Source organism: Paraburkholderia sp. J63 (assembly GCF_905220245.1).
GTDB lineage: Bacteria > Pseudomonadota > Gammaproteobacteria > Burkholderiales > Burkholderiaceae > Paraburkholderia.
In genome coordinates this window covers 1-8,211 of record NZ_CAJMZF010000094.1, presented here as the reverse complement: position 1 = coordinate 8,211, position 8,211 = coordinate 1, and the positions used below count along the sequence as shown (strand labels likewise).

The window sequence follows — 8,211 nt, the reverse complement described above, 5'->3', positions numbered from 1 at the left end:
CTATGCGCGAAATTCGCGTGGCTAACCCGCGATAGCCCACGGATATCCGCGCAAATCCACGTCAATCCGCGCAAGCCGCTGCAAAAGCGGCGGCGTGCGCCGCTTCTAGCACCCCGTATTCTTCACGCGCTCCACTTCGAGGCCGAACAGCGGCCGCAGCTTCGTGCCGATCACGTTGCCGGCGAACGCGCACGCGAGCCACAGCCAGCCATGGAGACTGCCCGAGACGATGCCGCTGAAGTAAGCGCCGATATTGCAGCCATAGGCAAGGCGCGCGCCATAGCCGAGCAGCAATCCGCCGATCACGGCCGCCACCAGCGAGCGCAGCGGAATGCGCCAGACCGGCGCATAGCGGCCCGCGAGCGAGGCCGCGGCCATCGCGCCGAGCACGATGCCGATGTCCATGACCGTGGTCACGTCGTGGCTCGCGCTTGCGCTGAGCGCGGCGGCGTTCGGGCCGGCGGCCCAGTACTTCCAGCTGGCCACGTCGACGCCGAGCGCGGCGAAGCCCTTGGCGCCCCACAGCGCGAACGCCGAAGTCACGCCCCACGGTCGGCCCGAAAGCGCGAGCGTGGCGAAATTGAGCACGGCGAGCGCGACGGCGCCGGCCATCACCGGCCAGGGCCCGTGCAGCCACGGCGACGCGTGCGGCGCGCGCGTCGGCTGATCGACGAGGCGTCCATGGCGGCGCTTTTCGACGACGACGGTCAGCGCGGCGATGGCGGCGAACACCGCGAGATTGAGCGCGATGGCGGGCGCGGCGCCCATCGTCTTCACGAGCGAGAGCGGCTTGAGCTGCGGCAGCGCGGTCCAGAATGGCATGTGCGCCGTGGCGATCACGGAGCCGGCCACGAAGGCGATCAGCGTGACGGCCATGCGCGTGCTGCCGCCGCCCACGGTGTAGAGCGTGCCCGAGGCGCAGCCGCCGCCCAGTTGCATGCCGATGCCGAACATGAACGCGCCCACGATCACGGAGGTGCCCGCGGGCGAGACGAGCCCGGTCACGGGCTGGCCGAACAGCGACCCCGCGGCGAGTGCCGGAAAGAACAGCAGCACGCCGATGGCGAGCATGACCATCTGCGCGCGCAGGCCGGCGCCGCGGCCATCGGCGATGAACACGCGCCACGCCGAAGTGAAGCCGAACGCGGCGTGATAGAGCGTCATGCCGAGCAGCGCGCCGACGCCATAGAGCGCGGCCTGGCGCACGCTGACGGTCTGCGCGAGATACACGGCGCCGAGCGCGACGAGCACGAGCGCAATGGCGAGCGGCTTGGGATTGATGGAGTCGAGACGGCGCGGGGCGCGCGCAAGCGGCGTGGAGAGATCGGACATGGTCGGGCGGGAGAGCGGGCCAACCGGATCGAGCCGGTTGGCCACTGCGCAAAGAGGGGCGCAGGTCAAAAAAGAAGCGCAGAAGATAGCATGAAACGCGTATCAACCTGACGCGGTGCTTTCAGGGGCGGCTTTCGCGCGCTATTCGGTGGCGCGGCGTGCGGGGTGGCGCGCCGCAAACCGTTGTCGGCAAAGGCGCTCGTGGGATTGGTTCCGGCCATCGCGTCTCGGGCGCGCAACGGCCAAATCCATGCCATTAGTAAGGATTTGCCCACAGCGCTTTTCTTAACCTGAAGTTATACCCCTCGCTTAATTCGCAATTGAGTTCCTGTTTTTGCCTGGCGAGACTGGTGTCATGGGCCGCCGGGGCGGCCTGCAAAAGCACGAACGAAAACGAACGAGAACACCGGAATATGCGAATTTGTGTGCTGGGCGGCGGCGTGATCGGTGTGACGACCGCGTATTTTCTCGCCCGCGATGGACATCAGGTGACACTCGTCGAGCGTCACGCGGACGTGGCGCAGGAGACCAGCCACGCCAACGGCGGCCAGTTGAGCTATAGCTATGTGGCGCCGCTCGCGGACCCTTCGGTGCTGCCGAAGCTGCCGCAATGGCTTTTCTCGCGCGACGCCGCGCTGCGTTTCGTGCCGCGTCTGGACCCGCGCCAGTGGCGCTGGTGCGTCGCGTTCCTGCGCGCCTGCACGCGTGCGCGCAGCCGGGCGACCACGGCGGAGCTGCTCGGTCTCGGCTTTCTGAGCCAGCGTCTCATGCACGAGATCGTCGCGCGCGAGGCGCTCGCGTTCGACTACGTGCGCAACGGCAAGCTCGTCGTGTATCGCGACAGCGAAGCCTTCGCGGGCGCGCGCAGCCAGGCCGGCTATCAGGCGCAGCTCGGCTGCGAGCAGCATGCGCTCGACGGCGCGGCGTGCGTTGCGCTCGAGCCCGCGCTCGCGCACATCGGCGGCGAGATCGCGGGCGGTATTCATACGCCGGGCGAGGAGGCGGGCGATTGCGACCGCTTCACGCGCGGTCTTGCGCGCGCGGCGCAGCGCGACGGCGTGGATTTGCGGCTCGCCACCGAATTCTCGGGACTCCGTACGAAAGGTTTGCGCGTGCAGGCGGCCGTGACCTCGGCGGGTGAGATCGAGGCGGATGCGTTCGTGGTGTGCCTGGGCTTTCAGAGCCAGCCGATGCTGGCTTCGCTCGGCGTGAGCGTGCCCGTGTATCCGCTCAAGGGCTACAGCCTCACGCTGCCCAATGCGAGCGCGCAGGGGGCGCCGCGCGTCTCGGTCACGGATGCGCATCACAAGGTGGTGTACGCGCCGCTGGGCGAGCGGCTGCGTATTGCGGGCATGGTCGATCTCACGGGCATGAGCGCGCACGCCGATCACGAGCGCATTGCGCTGCTCACGCGTCAGGCGCGCGAGACGTTTCCCGAGGCCGGCGACTATGGCGCGATCCAGACCTGGACCGGCATGCGCCCCGCCACGCCGGACAGCAAGCCGTTGATCGGCGCCACGCATTTCCGCAACTTGTGGATGAACACGGGGCACGGCGCGCTGGGTTTCACGCTGGCGTGCGGAAGCGCGCAACTGGTGGCCGATCTGCTCGGAGAGCGCGAACTGGCGCTCGACGGCGATCCGTTCGCGCCGGGCCGCTGAGTGGCCGAATCACGGCGAGCACGACGGCGAGCACGATAAGCAGGAAAAACCAGGCACTACGAACCACGCATTCACTGCGAGGCAACCTCATTTTGACGAGACGGGAGAAGAGCACGATGAACCAAACGAAACTGATTGCGGCGATGGCGCTGGCATTCACGACGCTCGCGGGCGTCGCCCATGCCGATGACCTCACGGGCACGCTCAAGAAAGTTCACGACAGCGGCGTGATCGTGCTCGGCACGCGCGAGTCGTCGATTCCGTTCTCTTACTACGACCAGAACCAGAACGTGATCGGCTATTCGCAGGAAATCGCGCTGAAGATCGTCGATGCGGTCAAGCAGAAGGCCAATATGCCGAACCTGAAGGTGAAGACGATTCCGATCACCTCGCAGAACCGCATTCCGCTCGTGCAGAACGGCACCATCGACATCGAATGCGGCTCGACCACGAACACGTTCGAGCGCCAGAATCAGGCCGCGTTCTCGAACAGCATCTTTCTCTACGGCATTCGCTTCATCGCGCGCAAGGACGCGGGCGTGAAGGACTTCCCCGATCTCGCGGGCAAGACCGTCGTGACCACGGCGGGCACGTCGGACGAACGCCTCCTGCGCAAGATGAACGAAGAGAAGCATATGAACATGACGATCATCAGCGCGAAGGACCACGCCGAATCGTTTCTCAACGTGACGACGGGGCGCGCCGTGGCATTTGTCATGGACGAGCCGCTGCTCTACGGCGAGCGCGCGAAGACGAAGGACCCGAAGGCTTACGTTGTGACCGGCACACCGCCTGTTTCGGAGAACTATGCATGTATGTTCCGCCGCGACGACCCGCAATTCAAGGCGCTCGTGGACGAGACGGTCGCGAAGATGCAGACCTCGGGCGAAATGGCGAAGCTCTACACGAAGTGGTTCACGCAGCCGATTCCGCCCAACGGCATGAATCTCGACTATCCGCTTTCACAGCAGATGAAGGATCTGTTCGCGCATCCGAACGACAAGGCGCTCGATTGAGGCCAAAAAGAAAATGGCGCAGTCCCGTGAGGGAATGCGCCATTGTCATTGCGTAACTGCAACCAGACTGCTTGCGTACGCGGTACTGCCTATTCGTTGGTAGGCTCGATTGGATTCGAACCAACGACCCCCACCATGTCAAGGTGGTGCTCTAACCAACTGAGCTACGAGCCTGTAGAGAGCGCGAATTATAGAGACACTCTCGTGGGCTTGCAAGCGCTTTTCGCAAATTGTTGAAAACGGCGCTTGGGGCTGTGCTGGCGGGAGGGCGCGCTTCGCGATCAGCCTTCCTGCGCTTCGAGCGCCTTTTCCATCTCCTGCGCCGCGCGCTGCAATTCGGGCACGAAGCGGCGCACCGCTTCCGCGGGATGGATCGCCTGTTCCAGGTAGATGACGTTGAGGCTCGCGATCACGCGCTCATGCGCCGCGATCGCCACCGCGAGCGCGCCGATCTTGCGCTGGTCCGCCCAGTCGCCGTGATTCGAGCCGAAGCCGTCGGCACGCGTTTGCCGCACGAGATTGCGAATGAACGCCTTATCGGCGGCGAGCTTCTGTTGCTGCTCGCCGCCCGCACCCGCGCGCAGCAGATCGAGAATGTCCTCGCGCTCCGGCTCGGGGCATGCGGCGAAATAGGCGCGGCCCGCCGCCGTGAGCAGCATCGGCAGGCGGCGGCCCACCATCGCGCGGTGAAACGAGAGCGGGCTGAAACGGTGCGTGGTCTCGCGGATGATCATCGCGTCGCCGTCGGGCGTCGTGAGGTCCGATGGCCAGACGATGCGCTGCAGCAGTTGCCCCATGATCGGCGGCGCGATGGTAGCGATCCTTTCGTCGTCCGTAAAGCCTTCGCTCAAGGCGCGCACGTTGATCGTGAGGCGGAAGCTGTCGTCCGATGCGCTGCGCCGCACGAAGTCCTCCTCCACCAGCGTCTCCAGCAAACGCCGCACCGTGGTGCGATGCAGGCCCGTGGCCTCGCTCAATTGCTGGCTCGTCGCGCGTCCGTTCTCCATGGCGTTGAGTGCCCGGAGCACCTCTAGCCCGCGCGCCAGGCCCCGCACGTTTGCGTACTTGGTCATTAAAAATCTCTTTTGAATCAACGATGTGCATTCTATGCACATTTCTCGAAAAATGTTGAGAGCGTTCCGGCGCGCCCCTAGACTCGCTTCCATTCACTGGTCAGCGACACGGCGTCGCACACGGTGATCCGTTTTCAGGCACCCCCTGTCAGCATCCGTAGCGGCCGATGAGCCGCGCGAGACAAGGAGACAACATGCATACCCCTTCCGTACTGGCGGACGCCGTCCGCAGCGGTCCGCATGCGACCGACGTCGCCATCATCGGCGCCGGCCCTGTGGGCCTCATGCTCGCCAACATTCTCGGCCTGCAGGGCGTGCGCGTCACGCTCATCGAAAAGCTCGACCAGATTATCGATTATCCACGCGCCATTGGTTTGGACGACGAAGCATTGCGCGTGTTCCAGGCCGTCGGCCTGGCCGACGCGCTGCTGCCCCACACCACGCCCGATCACTGGATGCGCTTCGTCACGAAGGACGGCCATTGCTTCGCGTCGATCGAGCCGCGCACCGACGAGTTCGGCTGGCCGCGCCGCAATGCGTTCATCCAGCCGCTCGCCGATCGCGTGCTCTATGAAGGGCTCGCGCGCTTCGAGCATGTGGAGGTGCTGCTCGGCCATAGCGTCAACGCGTTCGTGCAGGATGCGCAGGGCGTGTCGATCGACGTGAGCGACGCAAGCGGTGCGCGCCGCACGATTCGCGCGGCCTGGATGGTGGGCGCGGACGGCGGCAACAGCTTCGTGCGCCGCGCGCTGAACGTGCCGTTCGAAGGCCGCACGAAGCCCAATCAGTGGATCGTGGTGGACGTGCGCAATGATCCGATCGGCTCGCCGCACATCTATCTGCATTGCGATCACGAGCGCCCCTATGTGTCGGCCGCGCTGCCGCACGGCATTCGCCGCTTCGAATTCATGGTGATGCCGGGCGAGACCGAAGAGGAGCTTTCGAAGCCCGAGAACCTGGCGGCGCTGATCCGCAAGGTGGTCGCGGACCCGGAAAAGGTCGACTACATCCGCAAACGTGTCTATACACACAACGCGCGGCTGGCCGAGACGTTCCGCGTGGACCGCGTGCTGCTCGCGGGCGACGCGGCGCACATCATGCCGGTGTGGCAGGGCCAGGGCTACAACAGCGGCATTCGCGACGCCAACAACCTTGGGTGGAAGCTCGCGATGGTCGCGAAGGGTCTCGCCGATGGGCGATTGCTCGACACCTATACGGTGGAGCGCCGCGCGCATGCGCGCTCGATGATCCATCTGTCCGAAGTGGCGGGCGATATCTTCGCGCCAACTACGCGCTTCGGCACGCGCTTTCGCGACCGCTTCGTGCGCTCGATGAACGTGTTTCCCGCGGTGAAGCGTTACTTCGTCGAGATGCGCTTCAAGCCGATGCCGCGTTACGAAGCGGGCGTGGTGCTGCTGCCGCCGCCGCAACAGACGGGCGGCTGGCTCGCGCGCGTGCTCGAACGCTCGGGCAATTCCGCGCCGGGCCGCCTGCTGGGGCTGATGAGCCAGAAGCGTGACTCGCTGCTGGGCCGCCTGGCGTATGGCCGCGATCCGCACGCGGCGTCGCCGGTGGGGCGCATGTTCATTCAGCCGCGCGTGCGTAGGGAAGACGGCCGCGTGGTGCGGCTCGACGATGCGATCGGCAACGGCTTTGCCGTGCTCGCCTGGGGCGCGGACCCGACCTTCGGCCTCACGCGCGAGGCGCGTGCGCTCTGGGAGCGGATTGGCGCGCGCTTCGTGTTCGTGAAGCCCGACGTGCAGCTCGACTACGCGGACGACGTGCCCGAGGGCGTGCTGGCGCTGGGCGACGTGCAGGGGCGCCTCAAGGACTGGTTCAGCCGCCTGCCGGAGTCGGTCGTGCTGCTGCGCCCGGACCGCTTCGTTGCGGGTGTGTGTGCGCCGCAGGAAGTCTCGGCCGCCATCGTCGAGCTCGCGGGCAAGCTGGGCTTGACCGAACCGACCGCGCACGAGGCAAGCGCCATTGCGGCCCCGCAAAACCGTCCCACGCTCGGCAACGTTGCCGTCGCGCGGGCAGCAGAAGCCTGAGCAGGAGACGCACGCCCATGCCTATTCATCTGGAATGTCTTTCGCACACGCCGCTGCATGGCTACTTCGATCCGCAGCCGGACGTGGTGGCCGAAGTCGAACGTGCGGGCCGTGCCGCGCGCGAGCGCGTCGAGGCCTTCAGGCCCGACCTGATCGTTGTGTTCGCACCGGATCACTTCAACGGCTTCTTCTATGACGTGATGCCGCCGTTCTGCATCGGCGCGAAGGCGCAGGCGATCGGCGACTTCAAGAGCCTGGCGGGCACGCTGCCCGTGCCCGGAGATCTGGCGCATGCGCTCGCCGAGAACGTGCTAGCCGCCGATATCGACGTGGCGCTTTCGTACCGCATGCAGGTCGATCATGGCTGTGCGCAGGCGCTCGAAGTGCTCACGGGCGGCCTCGATCGCTATCCCGTGATTCCGGTGTTCATCAATTCGGTCGCGCCGCCTATGGCGACGCTGCGCCGTGCGCGCCTGCTCGGAGACGCGATTGGCCGCTTCTTCTCGCGCACGGACAAGCGCGTGCTCGTGGCGGGCTCGGGCGGCATTTCGCACGAGCCGCCTGTGCCCGAGCTTATCGGCGCGGCGCCCGAAGTGGCCGAGCGCCTGATCGCGGGCCGCAATCCCACGTCCGAATCGCGCGCGGCGCGCCAGGCGCGCACCGTGGCCGCCGCGCAGGCCTTCGCGTGCGGCGATAGCCCGCTGCATCCGCTCAATCCCGAGTGGGACCGTGCGTTTCTCGAGCGCCTCGTCTCGGGCGAGCTGACCGCCGTGGACGGCATGACCAACGCGGCCATCACGCGCGACGGCGGCAAGTCGGCGCACGAGATCCGCACGTGGGTTGCCGCGTTCGGCGCGCTCGCGGCTTACGGCCCGTACCGCGCATCGCTCGACTATTACCGCGCGATTCCTGAGTGGATTGCCGGCTTTGCCACCATGCACGCTACGCCCGCGGCGGTGGCCTCAATGAATATACCTGGGAGAACGGAATGAGTGACCCGAAACTCGTTGCGGCGCTGGCTACGCGGCTGCGCGAAGCCGAAGCCTCGCGTGAGGTGATCGAGCCTGTGCGCGGGCAGATC

General features: G+C 66.2%; 6 protein-coding genes and 1 tRNA gene. 4 read left to right on the top strand and 3 right to left on the bottom strand.

Going from position 1 to position 8,211, the window contains the following annotated elements:
- Positions 1-105: 105 nt before the first annotated feature.
- A complete protein-coding gene (locus U5775_RS38280; protein WP_322063330.1) occupies positions 106-1,332 on the bottom strand; it encodes a YeeE/YedE family protein in 1,227 nt (408 codons plus the stop codon).
- A 350-nt stretch (positions 1,333-1,682) separates the two neighbouring features.
- Between U5775_RS38280 and U5775_RS38275 the strand changes: the two genes are divergently transcribed.
- Positions 1,683-2,993: a D-amino acid dehydrogenase gene (locus U5775_RS38275; RefSeq protein ID WP_415913761.1), complete on the top strand. Its 1,311-nt coding sequence runs from the start codon at positions 1,683-1,685 to the stop codon at positions 2,991-2,993.
- A 116-nt stretch (positions 2,994-3,109) separates the two neighbouring features.
- A complete protein-coding gene (locus tag U5775_RS38270; RefSeq protein WP_322063328.1) occupies positions 3,110-4,009 on the top strand; it encodes a glutamate/aspartate ABC transporter substrate-binding protein in 900 nt (299 codons plus the stop codon).
- Positions 4,010-4,106: 97 nt separating this feature from the next.
- On the opposite strand, the gene U5775_RS38265 is transcribed toward U5775_RS38270, so the two are convergent.
- A tRNA-Val gene (locus U5775_RS38265) sits at positions 4,107-4,183 on the bottom strand.
- 107 nt (positions 4,184-4,290) lie between these two features.
- Positions 4,291-5,082, bottom strand: coding sequence for a DNA-binding transcriptional regulator (locus U5775_RS38260; protein ID WP_322063327.1), 792 nt, complete (start codon positions 5,080-5,082; stop codon positions 4,291-4,293).
- Positions 5,083-5,276: 194 nt separating this feature from the next.
- On the opposite strand from U5775_RS38260, the gene U5775_RS38255 reads away from it, so the two are divergent.
- Both U5775_RS38255 and U5775_RS38250 read left to right on the top strand, forming a co-directional pair.
- Positions 5,277-7,130 (top strand): bifunctional 3-(3-hydroxy-phenyl)propionate/3-hydroxycinnamic acid hydroxylase, encoded by a 1,854-nt coding sequence (locus tag U5775_RS38255; RefSeq protein ID WP_322063326.1) that lies wholly within the window; start codon positions 5,277-5,279, stop codon positions 7,128-7,130.
- A gap of 17 nt (positions 7,131-7,147) precedes the next feature.
- Positions 7,148-8,122, top strand: coding sequence for a 3-carboxyethylcatechol 2,3-dioxygenase (locus tag U5775_RS38250; protein WP_322063325.1), 975 nt, complete (start codon positions 7,148-7,150; stop codon positions 8,120-8,122).
- Positions 8,123-8,211: the final 89 nt, after the last annotated feature.